19 protein-coding genes are annotated in these 21641 nt (G+C 58.9%); 6 read left to right on the top strand and 13 right to left on the bottom strand.

The window, feature by feature from the left end:
• Positions 1–24 precede the first annotated feature (24 nt).
• The 3 genes from ABC336_RS18145 to ABC336_RS18135 all read right to left on the bottom strand — a co-directional run bounded on the left by ABC336_RS18145 (position 25) and on the right by ABC336_RS18135 (position 5061).
• Positions 25–1752, bottom strand: coding sequence for a hydantoinase B/oxoprolinase family protein (locus tag ABC336_RS18145; RefSeq protein ID WP_413239977.1), 1728 nt, complete (start codon positions 1750–1752; stop codon positions 25–27).
• On the bottom strand, positions 1752–3848 hold the full coding sequence (locus tag ABC336_RS18140) for a hydantoinase/oxoprolinase family protein (protein ID WP_413239976.1): 2097 nt from the start codon (positions 3846–3848) through the stop codon (positions 1752–1754). Before ABC336_RS18140 ends, ABC336_RS18145 begins: the two co-directional genes overlap by 1 nt.
• A 79-nt stretch (positions 3849–3927) precedes the next feature.
• Positions 3928–5061: a M24 family metallopeptidase gene (locus ABC336_RS18135; RefSeq protein WP_413239975.1), complete on the bottom strand. Its 1134-nt coding sequence runs from the start codon at positions 5059–5061 to the stop codon at positions 3928–3930.
• Between the two features lie 178 nt (positions 5062–5239).
• Here ABC336_RS18135 and ABC336_RS18130 point away from each other — a divergent pair, with 178 nt between their 5' ends.
• Together ABC336_RS18130 and ABC336_RS18125 are read left to right on the top strand one after the other, a co-directional pair.
• Positions 5240–5980 carry a FadR/GntR family transcriptional regulator gene (locus tag ABC336_RS18130; RefSeq protein WP_413239974.1) on the top strand — a complete coding sequence of 247 codons (741 nt, stop codon included), beginning with the start codon at positions 5240–5242 and terminating at the stop codon, positions 5978–5980.
• A complete protein-coding gene (locus tag ABC336_RS18125) occupies positions 5964–7718 on the top strand; it encodes a methyl-accepting chemotaxis protein (protein ID WP_413239973.1) in 1755 nt (584 codons plus the stop codon). Before ABC336_RS18130 ends, ABC336_RS18125 begins: the two co-directional genes overlap by 17 nt.
• A gap of 302 nt (positions 7719–8020) precedes the next feature.
• Here ABC336_RS18125 and ABC336_RS18120 read toward each other — a convergent pair whose 3' ends face one another.
• Positions 8021–9061, bottom strand: a complete 1041-nt coding sequence (locus ABC336_RS18120; RefSeq protein ID WP_413239972.1) for a stalk domain-containing protein — start codon at positions 9059–9061, stop codon at positions 8021–8023.
• A gap of 103 nt (positions 9062–9164) precedes the next feature.
• Positions 9165–9998, bottom strand: coding sequence for a hypothetical protein (locus ABC336_RS18115; RefSeq protein ID WP_413239971.1), 834 nt, complete (start codon positions 9996–9998; stop codon positions 9165–9167).
• A gap of 127 nt (positions 9999–10125) precedes the next feature.
• Here ABC336_RS18115 and ABC336_RS18110 point away from each other — a divergent pair, with 127 nt between their 5' ends.
• Positions 10126–10521, top strand: coding sequence for an SET domain-containing protein (locus ABC336_RS18110; protein WP_413239970.1), 396 nt, complete (start codon positions 10126–10128; stop codon positions 10519–10521).
• A gap of 68 nt (positions 10522–10589) precedes the next feature.
• Here the strand turns inward: ABC336_RS18110 and ABC336_RS18105 are convergent, their stop codons facing one another.
• From ABC336_RS18105 to ABC336_RS18075, 7 genes are all read right to left on the bottom strand, one after another.
• Complete coding sequence (locus ABC336_RS18105) at positions 10590–11135, bottom strand: DUF3221 domain-containing protein (RefSeq protein WP_413239969.1); 546 nt, start codon at positions 11133–11135, stop codon at positions 10590–10592.
• A 140-nt stretch (positions 11136–11275) separates the two neighbouring features.
• The gene (locus tag ABC336_RS18100; protein ID WP_413239968.1) at positions 11276–11995 is read right to left on the bottom strand and encodes an NAD-dependent deacylase; all 720 of its coding nucleotides are present in this window, start codon (positions 11993–11995) and stop codon (positions 11276–11278) included.
• A 142-nt stretch (positions 11996–12137) separates the two neighbouring features.
• A complete protein-coding gene (locus ABC336_RS18095) occupies positions 12138–12476 on the bottom strand; it encodes a VOC family protein (protein ID WP_413239967.1) in 339 nt (112 codons plus the stop codon).
• A gap of 123 nt (positions 12477–12599) precedes the next feature.
• Positions 12600–15170, bottom strand: a complete 2571-nt coding sequence (locus tag ABC336_RS18090) for a glycosyl hydrolase family 2 protein (RefSeq protein WP_413239966.1) — start codon at positions 15168–15170, stop codon at positions 12600–12602.
• Positions 15160–15711, bottom strand: a complete 552-nt coding sequence (locus tag ABC336_RS18085; protein ID WP_413239965.1) for a hypothetical protein — start codon at positions 15709–15711, stop codon at positions 15160–15162. The genes ABC336_RS18090 and ABC336_RS18085 overlap by 11 nt, the downstream gene beginning before the upstream one ends.
• Positions 15712–16032: 321 nt before the next feature.
• The gene (locus tag ABC336_RS18080; protein ID WP_413239964.1) at positions 16033–16248 is read right to left on the bottom strand and encodes a hypothetical protein; all 216 of its coding nucleotides are present in this window, start codon (positions 16246–16248) and stop codon (positions 16033–16035) included.
• A gap of 29 nt (positions 16249–16277) precedes the next feature.
• On the bottom strand, positions 16278–16949 hold the full coding sequence (locus ABC336_RS18075) for a hypothetical protein (protein WP_413239963.1): 672 nt from the start codon (positions 16947–16949) through the stop codon (positions 16278–16280).
• 352 nt (positions 16950–17301) lie between these two features.
• Between ABC336_RS18075 and mntA the strand changes: the two genes are divergently transcribed.
• The 3 genes from mntA to ABC336_RS18060 all read left to right on the top strand — a co-directional run bounded on the left by mntA (position 17302) and on the right by ABC336_RS18060 (position 20005).
• A complete protein-coding gene (gene mntA, locus ABC336_RS18070) occupies positions 17302–17745 on the top strand; it encodes a type VII toxin-antitoxin system MntA family adenylyltransferase antitoxin (RefSeq protein ID WP_413239962.1) in 444 nt (147 codons plus the stop codon).
• Positions 17742–18161 carry a type VII toxin-antitoxin system HepT family RNase toxin gene (hepT, locus tag ABC336_RS18065; RefSeq protein WP_413239961.1) on the top strand — a complete coding sequence of 140 codons (420 nt, stop codon included), beginning with the start codon at positions 17742–17744 and terminating at the stop codon, positions 18159–18161. The genes mntA and hepT overlap by 4 nt, the downstream gene beginning before the upstream one ends.
• 173 nt (positions 18162–18334) lie before the next feature.
• Entirely contained in the window at positions 18335–20005 is a 1671-nt protein-coding gene (locus tag ABC336_RS18060) for a methyl-accepting chemotaxis protein (protein WP_413239960.1), read from the top strand.
• Positions 20006–20068: 63 nt separating this feature from the next.
• Here ABC336_RS18060 and ABC336_RS18055 read toward each other — a convergent pair whose 3' ends face one another.
• A complete protein-coding gene (locus tag ABC336_RS18055; protein WP_413239959.1) occupies positions 20069–21631 on the bottom strand; it encodes a glycoside hydrolase family 76 protein in 1563 nt (520 codons plus the stop codon).
• Positions 21632–21641 lie beyond the last annotated feature (10 nt).

Below are 21641 nucleotides of genomic sequence, written 5' to 3'. Positions count from 1 at the left end.
ATGTCACCTCTCGCTCAGCGCCAGTCAGCCGCGCAGCAAAGCTGTCGCCGCTTCATCGATGATGCCCTTGACCGGATCCGACAGCTTGACGCCGTAGTCCCGCTCCGCCGACTCCGCCGAGATCACGCCGTAGCGGACCTCGCGCGCCACCAGCCTGGCAGGACGCCGCTTCGGATCTCCGTAGCCGCCGCCGCCGCCAGCCATCTGCTTGTACAGCGTGCCGTAAGGAATGTTCGAGATCAGATCCTTCATGTGCGCTTCCTGGGCGCTGCCGTCCGGGTACTCCAGGACGATCGAGTTGACGCTGCCGTCGCCGCCGCCCAGCACACCCGGAGCGGTCATGCCGATCTTCGCGCCGTCGCCGAACACGCTGGCCTGCGAGCCTGCCGACTGGATCTCGAAGATCGTCTCGACGCCGAGACCGCCGCGCCACTCTCCGGCTCCTGCCGAGTCGGGCGCATACTCGAACTTGTGCAGGAAGCACGGGTTGGTCAGCTCGAACATCTCCGGGTCCTGAGCAGAGATCGCGCCGCCCGAGGCGATCAGACCGATATGATCATAGCCGTCTGCGCCTTCGGTACCGCCGCTGCCGCCTTTGCAGGCATTGATCATAATGTCGACGAATGGCGCCTGCTTGCGCGGATCGGTACCGTTCATAATCGAGCAGAGCAGCGGGTTCCACCCTGCGGTGACACGGCCGGGCAGCGCTTCGGAGAGCGCCAGCATGACCGCCGAGACGATCTGGTCGCTCAAGTGGTTGCCGAAGCCCGATGCCGCCGGGAACCGCGGATTGAGCATGCAGCCTTCCGGTATGATGAAGTGGATGCAGCGCTTGATCGCTTCGTTATGGGCGATCTCCTGCTCGCTGAGCATGAAGAAAGCAATCATCACCGAGGAGACGGTAACCGGCATCGGCGCATTGACATAGCCCGGCGTCTGCGGATGGGTACCGGTAAAGTCCACCGTCATCTGCTCATCCTCAACCGTTACTTTGACGTCGATATTCATGCGCGCCTCATGATCGAAGCCATTGTCGTTGGCCCACCAGCGGGCGGTATACTCGCCGTTGGGGATCTCGCTGATGATCCGTTTGGCCATCCGCTCCGTGGAGTTAAAGATCTCCTCCACCGCCTCATTGAACACAGGGATCGTGTAACGGCTGATCAGCTCGACCATCTCGCGCTCGCCCACGGTGCAGCCGCCGATCATCGCCTGGATGTCGTCGGCCACGATCGGCAGCCGCACGTTGCCGAACACGAAGTCCCAGACGTCGCGGCGCTTGGCGTTCTTCTCATAGATCCGCAATGGCGTGATCCGCAGCCCTTCCTGCCACAGGTCGGTCGCATACGGGTTGTACGAGCCCGGCACCGAGCCGCCGACATCGGCCTGATGCGCTGTGATCGCTGTCCAGGCGACCAGCTGCTCGCCGATGAACACCGGCTTGATGACCTTCCAGTCGGACAGCTGGTTGCCGCCGGTGAAGGGGTCATTGTGCAGGAACGCATCCCCGGGATGCACGTCGTCGCCGAAGTAGTCGATGACGGCCTGCACGCCCGGCCCCGTCGCATAACCGAGGATCGGGATATACTCCGTCTGCTCGATCAGCGCGCCCTGGGCGCTGTAGATGCCCAGCGAGAAATCCCGTCCTTCGACGAGGAGCGGCGAGTGCGCGCTCCGTTCGATGACGACACCCATCTGTCTGCCGATAGCCTTCAGCCGGTTGGCGATTACCGATATCGTGATCTGATCCATCAAGACCGCTCCCCTCTCGCGACATCCTTCATGATAAAGCTGCCGTATGTTCCATACTCCAGTTCGAAGCCCGTTGGCACAATAATCGTAGTCGTGATCAGCTCTACGATGCACGGGCCCTGCACATGGGTGCCGGCTTTCATCGACTCGCCATCATAGATCGGCGCCTCTGCCGGCTCGCGCAGCGCCGGATCGTACATCCGGCGGCTGCCGCGCGGCGCGACCTGCTCGCCCGGGGCAGCCTGCTCCGAGCTCGGCAGCTCGAATACCGCCTGCTTGCCGCGGCAGGAGAGCCGCAGATTGACGACTTCCAGCTCATGATGCCGCAGATCGAAGCCGTACAGCCGCTCATGCTCGTTGTGGAACAGCTCCTCGATCGGTGCTTTGTCGCCGGCCAGCAGCAGAGACTCGTCGAACTCGATCGTTACCTCGTAGTGCTGGCCGCTGTAACGCATATCGATGCCGACGACTACCTCCCGCTTGGCGACAGTGACGCCTTCGAGCCCCAGCGCATGCCAGCCTTCCTGGCGGGACTTGCGCAGCATCGCTTCGATCAGCGGCAGCTCGATGTCGCTCCAGCCGTGCTGGAAGCTCTTCACATAGTCGTGGCGCAGATCCGAAGCCAGCATCCCGACGGCGCAGAGCACCGACGAGTATTTGGGAATGATCATCTCGCTCATATCCAGCTCGCGCGCCATCATCGCCGCATGCACCGGCGCTGCTCCTCCCGCTACGACCAACGGGAACTCGCGCGGGTCGTAACCGTTCTGCACCGTGATTTCCTTGATGCCGTTAACCATGTTGAGATTGGAGATCGTATAGATGCCGTATGCGGCCTCTTCCACGCTCAACCCCAGCGGCTCGGCGATATGCTCGCGGATCGCCCGCTCGGCGAGCGCCACATCCAGCTTCATCTCGCCGCCCAGGAAGTAATCGCCGTTCAGATAGCCCAGTACCAGATCCGCATCGGAGCAGGTCGGCAGCTCGCCGCCGCGCCCATAACATGCCGGGCCCGGCGTCGCGCCCGCGCTCTGCGGTCCGACCCGCAGGATCCCGCCGTCGTCGATCCAGGCGATACTGCCGCCGCCGGAGCCGATCGAATGGATATCCGCCATCGGCAGGGAGATGTGATTGCGGTTGATCTCGCCTTCCTTGCGGATCGTCACTTCGCCGCCCCGGATGATCGAGGCTTCGAAGGAGGTGCCGCCCATATCGATGACGATTGCCTGCTCCCGGCCATAGGCCCGGGCAAAGGCGCTGCCCGCCACCGGACCGCCCGCCGGACCGGACAATACGGTTGTCGCCGGGATCTCCGCAACGTTCTGCGGGCTGGTGATGCCGCCATTCGACTGCATGATCAGCAGCTCGCCCTGACGGAAGCCTTGCTCACGCAACGCGCCGAGCAGCCGGTCGATGTACGACTTCAGCACAGGCCCGACATAGGCGTTCATAACCGTTGTGCTGACCCGGTTGTACAGACGCACCATCGGCGACACCTCGGACGAGTAAGTGACGAATGCCTCCGGCATCAGCTTGCGCATCAGCTCGGCGGCCTGGATCTCATTGGTCGGATTGGCGCAGGCATGCATGAAGCAGATCGCTACTGCATCTACGCCTTCTTCCTTGAACAGCCGGGCCGCTTCTGCGATCTCCTGCTCCAGGACCGGCTGCAAGAGCTCCCCGGCAGCGTCTGTCCGCTCCTTCAGGCCGATCCGCAGGTCCCGTTCGACGAGCGGAGCCGGAGCGACGTATTTGTTGTTGAAGAGATGCTCTTTGCTGCGCACGCCGCGGCGCATCTGCAGGATATCCCGGAAGCCCTCGGTCGTCAGCAGTGCCGTCTTGGCGCCCCTGCCGGTCAGTACGGCATTGGTCGTGACCGTCGTCCCGTGCACGATCAGCTTCGTCTGCTCCAGCAGCTCGCTGCGGGTCAGCGACAGCTTGGCGGCGATGCTCTCCAGTCCGTTCAAGACGCCGATCGACGGATCCGCCGGGGTCGAGGAGGCTTTGTCGATCATCTGCTCTCCTGTCACCGTATTGAATGCAACCAGGTCGGTGAAGGTCCCGCCTACATCGATACCCAGTGTATATTTAGTCATGATTAAACCCCTTTCCCGATTAAAATAAAGGTTCAAAACATCGGCTTCCAGCACCGAGAACATCGATTGTCTGAAGAGGCTATACTTTTACAATGTCGTAGGGCAGCTTGCTAAGACCCCGGGCATCCTCATCTCCGACGATGAACACATCGGCGATGCTTGCCCCAACTTGTTCATCGGCATCTGCGAAGTTAGGATGAATACTTACGACCATCCCGGGTTCAAGAATCTCGTCCCCATCGTCGCTGATCACCGGTATATCGTGGTCGACACCGATGCCGTGGCCATGCCAGATCCCGGTCACAGCCTGCACGCTGTCGCCGCAGCGGCGGATCAGACCGCCAAGCTCGCCAACACGCATGCCGGGGCGGATCATGCGCTTGACCTCGTTCATCGCCTGCACGCACGCCTCGCCGATCCGCAATGCCTGGGCGGAGGGGCTGCCCAGCGAGAACAACCCCGCCTTTTCGACCCAGTAGCCGTTGGCATCGATCAGCTCGACATAAGCGGTGACCAGCCTGTCCCCTCTAAGCGGCGTGAGCGTCGGCTTGCGCAGGAAATACGGCCCCTCCTCGACGAACACCAGCGTGTCGATGGCGCCGCCTGCGCGCGCGACCCGTTCCGCCTCGGCCGCTATCTCGGCTGGTGTCGCTCCGGCACGCAGATGCTCCCGGAACGTCAGGAAGCTCTGCTCCGCCAGCTCGAAGGCGGCGGCGATGCCCGCTTGTTCCTCATCCGTCTTATAAGCCTTGATGCGGTTGGCCATCGCAGAGGCATCCTCTACGGCCGCATCGATGCGTGCCGAAAGATACGCCTGTTGGTATCCCGTCATCAGGGACTTAAGACCCACAACACCCACTCTGGCGGGTTGGTAGCTGTCCACAAGCGCCGCCACCTCACCCAAAAGTGCCTCTTCGGAGTGAAGGACATCCCCCGTTCCGGCGAACCGGACATCCGCGATCGTTCCTGTCTGTCTGGCCAGATATGCGTCCGCGCGCGTGTTATACAAAGCTGTCGGCTTGCCGCCGCGCGGATAGACGACAAAACCCGGACGCAGCACGGGAAAGTAGCCGCCAAAGTAATTAAGATAACCATACTGCGTAATGATTCCTTTTCCGTAGATAATGGCCACATCATAATCGTGTGACGCCATGGCATCATCCATCGCCGACCATCGTGCAGTCATCTTGTCTTGGTGCAGGTCTTGCTTCACTGGACTCCCCACTCCTTATATCTGGAAATTTTATCTTTAGTATAATAGACAATAGGTCCATAGCCGTGTAAATTTTTTTTACTTCAAAATTCCCGGATTTTGTCGATAAACCTAGTTATCGCATAACGTTCTAAAATTCGTACGAACTCTTGAACGTAAGGAGTGAATTAATAAACCGATGGACACGACCATTTTCAGAGGTGTAGAACTGCAGACTGTACCTCAACAAATCGCGAATGCCATCAAAGAAGTGATCTATGAGGGGAAACTGCAGCCAGGGGAAAGTGTGGCCAAGCAGGAAGAGCTTGCCCAGACGTTTGGCGTCAGCCGACCGACAATCCGCGAGGCACTGCGCCTTCTAAGTAGAGAACAAGTCATCCTCCCCAACCCCCACAAAGAGAGTGGATATGTGATTGCGAATTTCCATCCGGACAACGCGATGACCAATGTCCGCGATACGATCATCCTTTCTCTGACGTTTCAGACGATGACGCTGCTGGATCTATTTCATGTACGCCAGATGCTGGAGATTCCGTGTGCAGGTCTGGCTGCCGAACGTCGTACCCCGAAGGATCTGGAGAGGCTGCGTACCCATCTGCCTGATGCCGATCTGAAGAGCCGGAGCACCCGGGAGATCATCGAGATGGACCTGAGCTTCCATCTGGTGCTCGCCGAGTCCACCCATAATCCGCTCGCGATCATGCTTGTCCGGGCGCTGACGACCGCCTATATGCGTTTCATCCCTGCCTTGCTGCAAGTGGACAAAGCCTCGATCGTAGCCGATCTTCCAGAAGTATTCGAAGCGATCCAAGACCAGGATGTCGAACTCGCCAAGCTGCAGATGCAGCACCACATGTCCAACTTTGTTAATTTTTACGAAATGCATGAGAGGAGCTTCACCCATGTCCACCACACGTAAAGGCTTCCGCTTGACGATCCGCATCAAACTGATGCTGGCGTTTCTGCTCCTGATGATCATCCCTACAGCCATCGTCGGCATGCTGAGCTACAATGTCTCCAAGGCGGAAACCGACAAGCTGATCCGCAACAACCTGCAAAACACCGTCAAGATTGCCAATCAGAACATCATCACCTTCCATGAAGCAGTCATGAACGGCGATATGTCGCTGGATCAGGCACAAGCACAGCTGAAGTCGATGCTGCTCGGCTTCCAGCTGCCGGACGGCTCGCGCCCAGGCAACCGCAGCATCGATCTTGGCGAGAACGGCAGCTTCATGATCATCGACCACAATGGACAAATCGTCGCCAGTATGAGCAGCAATGAGGGACAGTTGCTCCAGGAAGTCGCTAATGAGAGCCTTGCCGCCAAAGTTGATGATATCATCAGCAATGCCCTCAGCGGCGGCGACTTCACCTACTATACGTCCGCACTGGAATCCAGAGTAAACTCCGAAGTTCTTGCTTACGGAGAAGCGACCACCTTCTGGAACTGGATTATTATCGCCAATACGCATCTGTCGGACTTCAATCACGGCCAGGAGAACATCCTCCGCGCCATCCTGCTGTCGATCGCGGTTTCGATCGTCGTCGGCGCAGCGATCGCCTTCCTCATCTCCAGTCAGCTGTCGTCGCCGATCCGCCGGATCGCGCAGCAGGCGAAGCGGATCGCCGAGGGCCACTTGACCGATCCCGACATCAAGGTTACCAGCAAGGACGAGACCGGGGAGCTCGCACAGGATTTCAATGTGATGACGCAGAACCTCAAGCTGCTGATTACCCAGGTCATCGGCAGCTCCGAGCAAGTCGCCCAGTCATCCGGGAAGCTTAATAGTGCCGTAGCCGAGCTGACCCAGGCATCCAAGCATACAGCCGATGCTATCCAGGAGATCGCTACCGGCATCGAGGTTCAGGCCAACGGCACAGAGCAGAGTACGCAAGCGATGGAAGAGATGACAGTGGGCATCCGCCGGATCGCTGACAGCTCCGCATTTGCTTATGATGTCTCTCTGAAATCCGAAGAAGAAGCCCTTCAAGGCAATGAATATATCGAGCGTTCGATCAGCCAGATGCATCTCATCAATGAGTCGGTCCGCGAGATTGCCGGTGTCATCACCGAGTCGTCGGCGCACTCCCGCGAGATCAGCGAGGCGATCAATCTCATGACCGAGATCGCCAACCAGACCAACCTGCTCTCGCTCAACGCTTCGATCGAAGCATCCCGAGCCGGCGAGTACGGACGCGGCTTTGCGGTCGTCGCCGCTGAGATCAAGAAGCTCTCCGGCGTCTCCAGCGAGTCCGCCAAACGGATCATCGAGCGGGTCGATGCGCTGCAGACCGGTATCGCGTCCGCAGTGGAGGCGATGCGCAAGGGAGAGAAAGAAGTCGAAGAAGGGCTCAAGCTGATCGGGCATACCGGGGAGCTCTTCAAAAACATCAAGGACTCGGCCGTCAAATCGGTGTCCTCTATCCAGGACACCTCCGCTGCTGCCGAGCAGCTGTCTGCGAGCTCCGAGGAAGTGTTCGCTTCGCTGCAGGAGATCGAGAAGATCGCCGGACAATCCGCGGCTGGCGCCCAGTCGATCTCGGCGAGCTCCGAGGAGCAGATCGCATCGATGGAAGAGGTCGGCTACGCCGCCCGCGAGCTCGAACGCATGTCCGAAGAGCTCAAGCGGTCGGCTGAGCGTTTCAAAGTGTAACAGAAGAGCAAGGTGAAACGGCTGTCGCCGTTAGGTAAACAAGCAAACCAGCCCCTGCCTCGTTATCGAAGGCGGGGGCTGGTTTTTTTGGCGGGAGGGCGGCTGGCTGTAATGCTACTCTATACTTGCAAACGCCCTTATAACACCGGACTCGGCCCCAAAGTAAATAACCCACTAAAGTGTGGCTTCGCTTCGAATCGTACTCAGGTACTTTGCGGGGGGCCCCGAAAAAAGTCCGGCCAGCTGCACGATGCACGATGCAGCAATGCCGGACTCCCCAGTTGAATCTACATATCACTTTTTCACTTCATAAACTGCTCCACCAGTGCGCGTCCTTCATCGAGCTCACGCTGGAACTCGTCGCGGAAGGCTTGCAGACCGGAGGTGCTGAAGCCCCCTGCCCGTAGCTGGCTCTCTGCGTTATCGATGATCTGGTTGAATTGGGTCGTGCACTCCGTCACCTTGGCTTCGGCGCTGGCATAGATCTGCTGGCGCTTCGCTGCATCATTCTCGGTCAGGTACTGGGCTCCGAGCGATTGCAGCGAGGACCAGCAGGAGTCTCTGAGCGCATCCAGCTTGGCTCTGGCGTCCGCCTCGATCGAGGCTTGCGTAACGGTCGACCCGCCGCCCGGTACACCGCCGGGATTGCCGCCGGGTGCAGGGGTACCGCCGTTGTTGCCGCCGTTGTTGCCGCCATTGTTGCCACCAGTATTGCCATTGTTGCCGTTGCCCGGATTGGTCCCGGTACCGCCATCGCCGCCAGGTTGCGTGCTGCCGCCTGGCTGCTGGCTTTGGCTGTTGCGGTAAGCTTCCGACTCAGCCGTGATGCTCTTGGTCTGAGGATTCCAGTTGATCGCCGTGCCGACCGACTCGGACATGAAGCGGACAGGTACATAAGTGCTGCCATCCACGTTATAGATGCTTTGTCCTTGCGGGAGCGTCTTGGCCTGGCCGCCAAAGATCAGCTTGGCTTCCATCGGCACCGCCGTGATCGTCTTGGCTTGCTGAGGCGCGGTAGCCGTCTGCGCCGCGTTCATCAGCCACTCGCGCAGCGATACTTTCTCCTGCGCGGTAGGCTCAGCAACGGTTACCGTGCGTGTCTTGCTGTCCCAGGCTACGCTCTTCTGCAGTGCGCCTGCAACGAAGCGGAGCGGGATGTATGTCCGTCCTTCGTGAATAAACGTATACTGTCCGGCTGGCAGAGCGATGCGCTGTCCGTCAAATTGCATCTGGACATTCAAAGTCTGCAGCTTGAGCGTCTTGGCATTCGCCGCAGCTGTGAGCGGCAGCATAGCAGCCAGCAGCAGCAGACTCAACGCAGCGGCCATGATTCTTTTTTTCATTAATTATGTACCACCTTTCCTCGTATGACTAACATTATAACGCAGCAGCAACGCCCGGCCCAACCATTTTTTGTCAGGCCGATGCTTCCCCATCTCTCCCGGCTCACTCGGAGACAGCGTTCAGGATCGAGCTCAGCGCCGATGCGCGCGCAGCCGCCTTGGCCGACTCGTAAGCGCTCTGCCAGCCTGGCATCTGGGATGCGGGGATGCCCGCCTGCTGATAATCCGCTTGGGCTTGGCTCAGGATGGACTGGAACTGGCTGTCGCAGCCGGCTTCGGCCGACGCTACTTGGCCCAGATAGTTGCTCTGGATCGATTGCAGATTGCTGTCCCCCTTAAGCTCGCCGACGATCTGTCCCACCAAGGCTTGCGTCTTGGCCGTACAAGAGCTTTGCAGCGCTTGCAGCTGGCCGTCATATTTGGCATCGATGCCCGCTTTGGCTGCCGCATGGTCCGGCTGCGCCGGCGGTTCCGGCGGGGTCGGCGGCTTGGAGCTTCCTGAGTCCGGCGGGGCCGGCGGCTCGGTCTTGGCCGGCTCCTGCTGCGCAGGTGCGGACGGTTCAGCGGCCTGTTCGGCTGCTGCAGGTCCCTTGTTATCGGTGGAGGTCTCCTGGTCGGTCAGCGTCGCCGGGTCGGGATCTGGAGGCACGCCATCAGTCGGCACGCCATCGCCGCCGGGGGCGAGATGGTCTGCGGTCTCAGGTTCATCATCTTCCTCCGGCGGGAGCTCTTCTTCATCCTCCGCCTCAGCTATCTCAGGTGACTTGTCCACCCGTGCGATGACTTCCTCCGGGCTTAGCGTACTCACATACCAGTAACTGCCGCCGACGATCACCGCTGCGAAGACAGCCAGCCCTGCGATGCCCCAGACCAGCCGGCGGCGCCAGGACCAGGACGGTTTGTCCGGTTCGCGTTCTTCAGCTTCTGTATTTGCCACGTGCAGCACTCCTTTCATTGCCTGTAATTGTAAACGTTAGCCTGTGTCAGAAAGTTGCTGTTTGGGCGCATCTCCGTTAGAATGGCATCAAATAGCCTTACCAATCTCTCAAGAAACCAGGTGAACTATGCTAGAAGTACGTCTCTCCCCTCTCAGCAAAGGGGAATTCAACCGCGGAGTATTCGCCACCTGCGATATCCCCGCCGGCCAGTTGATCCATGAAGCGCCCGTGATCGCCTACCCGACCGAGGACGACGTCCATATCGAACAGACGATCCTTGCTGACTATGTCTACCAGTACGGCAGTAACCACACCGCCATTCTACTAGGTTATGGCAGTTTGTTCAACCACTCTTATGAGCCCAACGCCACCTATGATATCAGTTTTGAGAAGCATACCTTTGATTTCTTTGCCTACCGGGACATCCAAGCAGGCGAGGAAGTGCTGATCAATTACAACGGCGATCCCGACTGCAAAGATCCATTATGGTTCATGGACGACTACGAGGAACCGCAGGAATAGCAGAAGCGTTGCAGGGCTGCAGCTTATCGTTCATGGCTGCGGCCTCTGCTTGCGCCGTATCATCTTTATCACAATGTCCGATCCTCGATATTAACGGTCAGCACGGTATACCCTATAGCCGTATTGTCTACCAACTGCACTGACCAATTGCGATCTTCCTCGTTATAAATTACCTCGAGCACCGAAGGCACTCGCATCTGGGCAACGTCAGGCATCTCCAGCACCTTCCGCACAGCTTGTGCACGGGTCAATTCTGCTCCCTTTGGCGCCTCGTCCTCCAGCAGCCGCACCGATGTGCCCATAGCTTGAACAGGATAGCTCAGGTTGACCCCTCCATCAAAAGCCACCTCAATCCGCTGACCGATCTCAACCTGATCACGGATGCCGGACAACCAGGCCGCATCATATCTCGTATTGCTCTCATCTTCTTCAGAAATCAGCCTGTCTGTGGAGGTGACCAGAACACCTTCACCTTCAATTTTGACCACGGTTCCCTGGATACCAAAAAATTTCTCATTGGCTTCAGATTCAGATTCGTATTCGAATTCGCCAGTTCCGCCGCAGCCAATGATCAGCAACATGGCAATAAATATTATGAAAGTGTATGACTTCAAAAAAGCACCTCCTGCCCTTACCTTAGACGAAAGAAGGTTGGGATAAGTTTCCGTCGGCAGCCTAACGACTTGCTTCCAGAATCGTTTTTTAGGATAAATTTGGTAAGTTGCGGTAAATGCGAATACGACCCAACGACCGCTTAGCGTCTGGCTCCCAGCTCATCTGCGGCTTCCTGGAGCACCTCGCCGATCTTGCGGCCGTGGATGACGTGATCTGCCAGCCTGTCCAGCGGCGTGGGCTCCTGATTGACGATGACCAGATGGGCGTCGTGCTCCTTGGCCAGTCTCGGCAGCCAGTTCGCCGGCGAGACGACGAGCGACGAGCCCAGGACGATGAAGAGCTCGGCTTGCCGTGCGGCCGACTCGGCTGCCCTCATCGCGCGGTCATCCAGCATCTCGCCGAACAAGACGACAGACGGACGGATGAAGCCGCCGCAATCGCATTCGGCCTGACCGGTGAGATAGCGCTGTTCCGGATAGACTTGCCGGCACGCTACGCAGTGCAGCGACCGGATCGTCCCGTGGATGGGGATTACTCCGGGATTGCCGGCTTGCTCATGCAGGCCGTCGGTGTTCTGCGTGATCACGGATTGTACCCGCCCTTGCCGGCCCCAATCGGTCAGGATCCCGTACCCCCTGTGCGGGGTTACCGACTGGAGCGCCTCGATCCGCCCCCGATAGAACTCGACGAAGGCCTGCGGGTTGTCGCGCATCGCTTCGATACTGGCAAGAGCCATAGGGTCTTTCCCCCACCACAGTCCTTGATTAGAACGGAAGTCCGGGACTCCGCTCTCTGTGCTCATCCCTGCCCCGGTGAAAATCACCGTGCGACGGGAAGCTTGCAATAGGCTTGCGATCATCAGGTCCCCCTCCTTCTTTATGAGTATTTTACAGCGTGTAATTATGGCTGTTCAAGAAGAGCTCCCACAAATGACAGCAAGCCCAGACCTCCTCTTAGGGCCTGGGCTTGCTTGGTTTGGGAGGAAGAGCTTTCCCAGGCCGTCAGGCCAGCACTTCTACCGTAAATCCGCCTGGCGCTGTGACATAGAACGTCCAGCCGTGGGACCGCTGGGGCGGCTCCACGTCGTAACCGTCTGCTTTTAAACGTTCGTTCAACTCATTGACCCTCGTTTCGCTTTCCTGGATGAAGCCAATATGGAACGTACCAGGGTACTGCACGGAGCTCCCCTTCATCAGCGTCAGCACCATACCGTCATCATCGAACAATGCTGCAAATCCATTGCCCCGGCTTCCACCGGGCTTTAGTCCGAAATAGGTTTGCAGAAAAGCCGATGCCGCATGCACGTCAGTCCCCGTAAGGTTAAGATGATTAATCTTCAACGCCAACAACTTCCTCTCTTCATGGGATACCCCCAGCCTATCACATTCATGCAAGTACCCGGGTTGACTGACTCTATCGCCACTATAAGAGTAGAAAGATTAGCACATTAATCGAAGGTTTTACTATCCAGATGGCTCTCCCGATCCCTGCACCGCTCCAAGCTGCGGCCGGAACAGCGGGTGCTCATACACCGGATGCAGCGCATGCGCCGCCTTGTCAAAGTAGCGGCCCTCCAGCAGGCCGACCAGCGTATTCGTCAAGGTTACTTCCACCGTATTGGCGCCCTCCCGCAGCATACCGCAGCTACCCTCCCATATGTAAGGCGTCCATGCCCGCACGCCGAGGGCATGACCGTTGAGGGCAACTCCGGCACAGTCGTGGAAGGCAGGATCGAGATCGGCGAAGGTTAGCCGGAACCGCTCGCTCTGCGGCAACTCCTCCTCCGCCAGGTCGAACGTGCGGCGGAAGACGAGCTCCCCGGCATAATACGGCAGCCCCGGATATGGACCTGCCTGCAGCTCGGCCCGCTCCGGCAGCGCTGTCATGACCGGGCGGTGAGGGGCTGCGAAGGCCACTCCGAACGGGCCGGTCAGGTATAGCGCATCCGTGACCCCTTCCCAGTCGCTGGAGACGTCCACCTCTACCGCCAGGCGGTTCTCGCCTTGGACCAGCATCCCGCTGACGTCACAGCTCTGGTTGCTGTTGTCATAGAACCGGACAGGAGCAAAATCTGCTGCAGTCAGCGCATGACCGTTCAGCAGGATGCGCCATGCGCCGCCGATCGCCCCGCGGTCCATCAGCAGCTCGCAGCGCTCCGGCAGTCGGTCCACCTCGAATACCGCTTCGTAGACCGCTCGCAGCGGATAAGCGATCGCCGTGCGCACCGGCGTACCGAAGGGCTGCTCAAAGCCCAGCGGCAGCGTCACGCCAGCCGCCACGGCATCGCCCAGCTGGTCGATGATGGTCTTGGCTTCCGCCCGGAAAGCTCCCCCTGGCAGAGCGTCTCCTTCCGGCGTACTCAAGGTGATGGCGAAGGAGTCGAAGCGAATCGCGTTGTCCCGCTTCGCCATGAACTCCCATGTCCCGGGTGCAGGCAGGACCAGCTCCGCCCGCGGCCCGCCAGCCCATCCCCGTATGTCCGCTCCGGCTTCTCCCGGCGCGATCAGGATGAGCTGCGACTGGTACGGGGCAAAGGTCAGCTGCAGCGAGAACGCCCCGCTGCCGTCAGCGCGCTGCTCCAGCTGCAGCTCCGTCAATTCGCCGTTCTCCAGACTCAGCGCATACGCGACAAGCGTGCCGGTCGCACTTGCAACCGTGCCGTCCATGACCAGCTCAGCCCGCACCTCACCGTCTTCCTGGTGGGATGCAAAGACCGCTCGCACATCCTCCGCGAGCTCCCGCTGCTGCACGAGCAGACTGCGCGCCGTGGATTGCAGCCGCACCGGCTCCGGCAACCCCTCATCGAGCAACTGCAGCAGGGTCTGGCGAACCTCCTCGCTCAGCTCTGCCCCGCTCGGCACAAAGTGAAGCCCAGGCTGCGCAGCCGAAGCGGACGAGCCGCCTGAACCCAGCCCTGACCCAGCGGCGACCGCGCCGTACTGCTGCCTGCTCAAGCCTGACTCTTCCGCACCTGCAGCAGCCGTATCCCCATGCTGCCCGCTTGCCTGCTTCTGCTCCGCATCGTCCCGGTCGGGATACTCCTGGCGCCCCATATCCCAGAATGCCGCCGCCGTCCCCTCATCAGGTGTTAGTCCAAAGGCCGCGCGCAGCTCCTGCGCCACCCGGTCGTCTCCCTCGATCGGCTCGTGCGGCAGCATGCCCAGCGCGATCACCTGCCCGCCGGCAGCGATGAAGCGGCTCAGCACATCCCAGGCCCGGGACTCCAGGTTAGCCAGCGGCGGCAGGAGGACCAGCTCGTAAGCGGCTTGACCGACCAGCAGCTTCCCGTCCTCCACGCCCCCTTGCTCCGCCAGGATCAGCGGGTCGAGGTGATCGTAGTCCCGGCGCGTCTGGATGAGTGTCTTGCACAGCTCGATCCAGTATCGTTTGTAAGCGGCCAGGCGGGCCTCGCCCGCCTCGTCAGTGCCGCTGTAGTCGTATTTGTGCAGCGGATTGGCCAGCATCGTCCACAGCGTCGTCACCGGATCCAGGATAGCGATACGGCGGATCGCCCGCCCTGTGCCCATCAGCTTGCTGATGCGGCCGGTATAGTCCCCGAGCTGCCGGAAATGCTGCCAGTACGGATTCTGATCAAACTGCGACGGCGGCGCGTCATGCTGGGTCATCCCGTCCAAGGTGTAGAAGAAGGCATGGAAGTTGTAAAAATTGATCCCCAGCGCCGCCATCCGGTCGATCATCCATCTGGCATCCTGCAGCGTCATCGACCAGCCGACGCTATGGAAGCACTCGATCAAGGCCCGTTCGCGCCCGTATTGTGCCGCGACCGAGCTGACCATCTTCGGATTGGCGCGCAGATCCGCCGTATACTTGTCCAGGATCCACTCCAGCGGGCGGCCGATCTTCTCATGCGCGCTGTCGCCTCCCGGTACATGGCTGTGGGCCTGGGTTGCCATCCGCATCGCCGGCACCTCGGTGACATATGCGAGGCCGTGCGCCTCGCACCAGGCGCTCACCGGCTGGTGGTACGACTCCTGCAGCAGTTCATGCAGCGTACGAAAATAATCATAGCGCACCCGGGAACCGGGAAGCGGCTCTCCATCCGTCTCCGGCAGCTTGTCCGCTCTCCGCCGCCAGCCCCGCTCCCTCGCCTATAGACAACGGCTCTCCGTCCGTGCGAGTCAGCGCCTGCAGGTGATCCTCGATCCGGTAGCCGTTGCGCGTCCAGAATGCCTCCGGCAGACGCGGCGACCACGGCAGCTTGCCGAGCGGAGCGATCTCATCCGTGAATATGCCTTTGATCGGATGGCCGAAATACTCGCCCAGCTCATCGGCATAGCGCTGATGCGTCAGGCGGATGAACGTCGCCATCGCCTCCTTGTGGCAAGGGTCGACGAAGGTACCGTAATATTTGAAGTCGTCGATCTCCTCCTCCAGGAAGACGTGAACCTCCCAGTCGCCCGGCGGCGGCGTCCACTGCAGCTTCTGCACCGTCTGATAGGTGAAGAAGCGCTTCTGATTGTACGAGGTCAGCCCGGTCTTCTGGAACACCGGCTGCACCTGGTCGTTGCCGATATACCGTCGCACGTCGACGGCCCGCTCCCGCCGGAACGCCACTGGCCCTCCGTGGCACAGCGCGGGCGCTCAGGATCCGGCCCCACGGCAGCTCCTGGGTGCAGGTCACCCCTCCCGCAGCCGGGATCACACGGTGCACCAGCATGCGCTGCTTGGCATCCGGATGCTCGAGTGTCACTGCGCCGCCGGCGATCCCGCTCGGATACGGATATTCATCGTAGAGCCAGACATCCAGGCCGCGCTCCCGGGCCGCCTCTGCCGCCACCCGCACCTTGGCGAACCAGGCGTCGGACAGATACGGCACATGCATGCCCTGACGGGCGCAGACGAAGAAGCCGCCTACGCCCTGCTCTGCCATCTCCTCTATCTGACGAACGATCTCCGTCTCTTCCAGATCCCCGTTCCAGAACCAGAACGGCTGGATGCGCCATGTCGCTTCCGCGACTGCAGCTGGCGGACCAGGTCGGTCACACCGCTTGGCAGGACGGTGCTGCCGGCCATTGCCGGCCGATGGCCCAGCTCTCCCGAAGCCGTCATCCGCCGATCGTCGCCAGTTGCCTTACTCCGATAACTCTCCATAGTGCTCCTCCTCATTTCACGGGATGGTCTTACGACGCACTGAGCCAATACCATCGCGGTCCAAATGGTTTCAGTTCCAGCAATTGCGTCACGCCGAAGCGCTCTTCGTCGGGCGGGCTGCCGTCAGCCGAGTAGACGAAGCCGGCCATATTGTCGATCATACCGCGGTAGGTGAAAAAAAACACCTGCAAGTTGTCGCCGATCTGATGGGCGACGATCTCGCCGCCGCCGCTCGAGAGATGACGGTATCCCTCCGGCAAGCGGATCAGCGATGGATTATAGTCGACATTGGGCTGGAGCTGTCCCTCCGCGATCATCTGGACGACCGCTTCCCGCTCCGCACGATGGGATCGGTGATCCAGCTGCAAGGATATCGCTGTGAACGGGACCACCAGCGCGAGCACGCCGGCCACGGCCTGCACTCCTAACGGAGCGAGCTTCTGACGACGCTTGCGGGATCCGGGGAGGATCAGATATACTAGCGCGGCTACACTTGAGCCCAAGAACACCGCGATTACCGCCAAGTTGACAAAAGGGGCAAATAACGGCGTCATCCAGTCCACCAGCTTCCAGTAGAAGATACGCATTAGCAGCAGCGCCATGGAGCTGCCTATGGCAAGCAACAGCATAACATTAAATAGAAAACTAGCATGCTGACGAAGGACACGGCGCCTTTCTTGATCGAGCTGCTCTTCCATCATACTGTCTCCTTTCCCCTTTACTCTGCTGTTGATCCAAACAAACCACCTCATTATGTTTAAAATCATCTTCCGCTCTAATCAGCATACTTCTTCTTCCAATGGAGAAGCCATAGGTCTGAGTGACCTTTTGGCATGCTGGACGTCGCACTCCATATGATCGTTCCTGAATTGAAATTCCATCGAGGTGCTGATATGATAACCTTAGGTAACGTAAACGTGCGCATTACGTGGAGTGACATGCTCCCACCACTTTAGAAGTGGTGGGAGCATGTCACATACTGGCGATATAAAGGGATGCTCATACGCCACAAGTCGTATGCCGCATGGTTGTTGGTGGAAGGGAGTTCAGATAATGGAGTCTAACGGTGATCAATTCAGTATTCCCCCCCTCCCGGGACTCACTGCGTTGCAATGCAGAGCTGTCCTAAAAACGCTAGTCGAGGCTTTAGCTCCAGCTTCGATTATTGTGTTTGGTTCTCTCGCCAAGGGCACGCATCGCGAAGACAGTGATTTGGATTTGGCTTACATTCCCAACGAACAAAAACCCGATGCGTATGAGCGATTCCGTATTGCTGCAAAGATTGCAGACGTGGTGCGGCGCGAAGTAGATCTGATTGATTTCGAGGAAGTCAGTCCAATTCTGCAGATTCAAGTCATCGAGAGCGGTCTGCTGCTCTACGACGGCTTTCCTAAGGTTAGACAAGAGCGATATATGCGTGCTCTAAAAGAATATGCCATGCTTAACGAAGAACGATCGGAAATTATTCGTAATCGCTTGGGGAGGAAAGAAACGTGAACCTCGACATTCTGCTGAACAAAACTGACGTCATTCACCGATGTCTTGCCCGAATCGATGAGGAATACGCCAATAATGAGGACAATCTGCACAACTTCACCAAGCAAGACTCTATCATTTTGAATCTCCAAAGATGCTGTGAAGCCAGTATTGACCTGGCTATGCATACTGTAGCAGAATTGCAGACTGGCATCCCCCAATCCAGTCGTGATGCTTTTGACCTTTTGTACAGGAATAACATCATTGCAGAGGACTTATCCCGTCGTTTGAAAGCCATGGTCGGTTTTCGCAACATTGCTGTCCATGACTATCAAGCCGTACGTCTAGAGATCCTGAAAGCAATTCTTGACAACCATTTGGTCGATTTCACGACGTTCACTTCCATTTTGAAAGAGTACGCAAACGCTAGACCGTGAATGCAGCTGTGGAGCGATTCGACACTGCAGACGAGAGTCGGGTCCATCTACATATATTCGTCAGCAGATCTTATAGTTTTCTAATGGTTGTCTGTTATGCTGTCCTCGGGGATACCCGTGAATCTGGTGTACCCCCATTACTATCATGAATATCAATAGGGGGGGCATGACAGATGAAGTTGAGCGTACGCGGAAAGCTGATGGGCACTTTCGGACTGATCCTGATCGTCATCGGCTTGATCAGCTGGAACAACCTGCAGAAGATGAATGATTTGACGAAGATGACCACGGAGATTACAGACAAATGGATGTGGGGAATAGACGCTATACAAGGGGTCCAGTACAATCTCGAGCATATGTTGTCCGTGTACTATCAGACCCTTTTGGAGACCGATCCCGCTGTCCTGGAAGAGTTAAACCAGGAGATCGAGACAACTGTGAGCGGGATCAGCTCCGGATTGGAAGACTACAGCACTTCCCTGGCCAATGCAGAGGACGAGGCGCTGTATACCAATCTGAACAACAATTGGATGCTATTCCTCAGCTCAATGGGCGGCACTGACGGGAATGCCGAGGCTACGGCGTCGACCTATGCGGAAGTGCAAGCGGGCGTAGAGTCCCTGGTCGTATTCAACCACGAAGGCGCCCAGGCGGCAGAGGCGCGTGCGGAAAGCGTATACCGCCAGAGCATGCAGCAATCCATTTTCGTATTAGCCGGGGCCTTTATATTGCTGCTTATTATCGGATTCTCAGTCACCCGCAGCATTTCGTTGCCGATCGAGGCCGCTTCCCGCCGACTCCGCGAGATCGCGGACGGGGACGTCAGCGGCGCCGACCTGCACGTCCGCAATCGGGATGAGATCGGCGCCATGATAGGTTCTCTCAACACGATGTCCGGCAACCTGCGGGCCAGTCTGCTCCGGATCAAGTCTGCGTCCGGGACGCTGTCCTCTTCTTCCCAACAGCAGCAGGCTATAGTAGAGCAAAATGCCGAGGCATCCAGGCACAGCGCCAGCTCCATCCAGGAAGTGGCCTCCGGCTCGGAGCAGCAGGCATCCAGCTCCAGCGAGTGCAGACGAGCTATGGATGAGATGGCTTCGGGGATCAATCAGATCGCCGAGACGACGCTCGAGTCCTCGGACATCTCGGCAGAGACATCCCGCCAGGCTGAATCCGGTGCGGCATCCATTACAAGCGTATCCACCAGAATCGACAGCATTAATCGGACATTTAGCGAAACGAATGAACGGATCAAGCTGCTCCAGACCCATTCCGTCAACATCGAACAGGTGTCCGGGATCATCCGGGATATCGCCGCCCAGACCAACCTGTTATCGCTTAACGCCGCGATCGAAGCCGCTCGTGCAGGGGAACACGGCAAAGGCTTCGCCGTTGTAGCGGGAGAGGTGCAAAAGCTGGCCGGACAGACTGCATTGGCAGTAGAAGAGATATCCAGCTTTATCGCGGGGATCCAGCAGGATACGAAGCTGGCCGCATCGGGCATGCAAGCAGGGATGCATGAGGTGCGCGAAGGGCAGCTGGCCGTCTCGGATGCGAAGGAAGCCTTCGACCGGATCGACCGATCGGCCAGGCAGCTGGCAGCCAAGATACAGGATGCCGCCTCTGCCGCCCAACAGATGGCAGCCAGCTCGGAGGAAGTCGCCGCCTCGGTGGCTACTATGGGCGACATCGCCGCCCAGACCTCAGAGCTCGTCCAGAACGTCGCAGCCTCCACAGAGCAGCAACTGGCATCCACGGAAGAGATGACAGCTTCTTCGCAGCTGCTTGCTCAGCTCGCCAGGGAACTCGATGAGGTCGTACTCCAGTTCCGTCTGGAACACTGATCATCTCCCTCACAACCAAGCACACCCTCCGCTAAGGAAGGGTGTGCTGTTTGCATCTGCAGGCTACAACCCGCTCAAAATATCGACGTTCAAGAAGTTGCCGTTGCCTCTGGCGCTGTCATAGCCCAGCTGGATCGTGTTGGAGCCGGCGTTGAGCGGCACCGCGAGGGTAACCGTGTTCCAGCTGCCCCAGCCGGAGGTGCCGCTGAAGCTCAGGTTATTCGCCACATAGACCCCGTTGACACGAACATACCGCGATGCATTGCCCGCTCCGGCGGCATACCGGAACGTGATGGTGCGGGTGCCGGCCGTATTCTGGTTCACATAGAAATCCAGCGATGTGCCGTTTGTATTCCATCCGGCGACGTAACCGCGGCCCGTATAGCCTCCCTGTGTGCTTTCATTGATCATGCCGCCGCCGCCCACCAGCGTACGGCGGGCATTCTCCGCCTCATAGGCGCCGTTGCCGGCGATATAGCCGGTGTAGTTGTCCGGCGGTGTCAGCTGCAGGATCGAGGCGCCAGCGGCTGCAGCCAGACTCTGGACATAGCTTGGTCCTGTCGGCCGGAGCCAGTCGCTGCCGATGATGTTGTCGCTGGCGCGGCGGTGGTTCCACGCCTGGGTAGCGTTTTGCTGCAGGAAGTTCAGGTACTGCGACTGGCCGCCGATCACCCGCAGCCGGTTCAGGTTGCGTGCGAAGATCATTTTGAAGCCGGCGGCGTCATTTTCGCCTTCGTACATGAGCGTCTGCGCCGAGACCAGGTTGTTGATCGCATACGTCGCCGCCGTGTTGGCTTCCGTGATGTAGGCGCTGTTGCCAGTCACTTCGTAGAGAGATACGGCCGCCCCCAGATAGTTGCCGTAGTTGTACGTGAAGTCCCAGTCGATGACCGTCCCCGCCCCGGGTCCTTCCAGGTGATCATTGATCTTGCTGCCGGAGACGAGCTTGGTCTTCACCCAGTTGTAGATCTGCGTCGCCTTCGTCAGGTAGGCGTTGTCGCCGGTCGCCTGATACAGCTTCACAGCAGTCATGACCATCGGGGCGTTGGTAGCGACATTTTTCTGGGCGTTGGAGGAGACGCTGGGATCATGAGCATCGCGCCGCCACCAGATGCCGCCGTCGTAATGGTCGGTATCCCACTCCTCATAGATTCTGTCGAACAGAAACGAGCCGCGGTTGCGGTATTCCGCCGTCCCGGTCAGCTCATAGGCCCGCAGACTGGCGAGCGCCCACCAGCCCAGATCGTCGTTGAATTCATTAACCATCATATCCGGATATTTGGCATTGAACCCCTCGTAGACGTCATCGATCAACGTCCGGTAGGCCGGATCGCCTGTCCGCTCGTAGGCGTCCATCACCGTCTCCCACAGTTGTGCCCCCCACCAGAAGTCGGTATAGAGGCCGCCGTCCGGGCCGTGCGCATGCTCCGGGTGGATCAGGTGATCGCTATTGGTATAGAAGTATTTGGCCACAGGATCGTAGAAGACATCGATAAATGCCGCCATCGCATCCTGAGCGTTGGCCGCTGTGAAGGCCTCGGCCTTGCGGCTGCCGTGCGGGCCGAGCAGAGACAGGACAAGCAGACAAGCAACTGCCAGGGTCAATCGTTTTCTCCAGACAATCATGAATACACCT

This window comes from Paenibacillus jepli (assembly GCF_047238105.1).
Lineage (GTDB): Bacteria > Bacillota > Bacilli > Paenibacillales > Paenibacillaceae > Paenibacillus_D.
Note: the sequence above shows the minus strand (reverse complement) of the source record. Positions and strands in the feature narration are given on the sequence as shown.